1 pseudogene is annotated in these 352 nt (G+C 60.8%); it reads right to left on the reverse strand.

What is annotated here, in order from left to right:
• Window positions 1–352, reverse strand: a pseudogene (locus EN807_RS33395) (TCP-1/cpn60 chaperonin family protein); the annotation flags it as partial.

Here is a 352-nt window from a genome sequence, read left to right on the forward strand (position 1 = left end):
CGAGCATGTTGAGGCCAACATTCTCGAGCTTGATGCCGAGGTCTTCGGAAATGACCTGGCCACCGGTGAGGATGGCGATGTCTTCCAGCATGGCCTTGCGGCGATCACCGAAGCCCGGCGCCTTGACTGCGGCGATCTTCAGGCCGCCACGCAGCTTGTTGACGACCAGCGTGGCCAGGGCCTCGCCTTCGACGTCTTCCGAAATGATGACCAGCGGCTTCGAGGTCTGCACGACAGCCTCGAGGATCGGCAGCATGGCCTGCAGGTTGGAGAGCTTCTTCTCGTGGAGAAGGATGTAGGCGTCTTCCAGATCCGCAACCATCTTGTCGGCGTTGGTGACGAAGTAGGGCGA

Source organism: Mesorhizobium sp. M5C.F.Ca.ET.164.01.1.1 (assembly GCF_004792125.1).
GTDB lineage: Bacteria > Pseudomonadota > Alphaproteobacteria > Rhizobiales > Rhizobiaceae > Mesorhizobium > Mesorhizobium wenxiniae.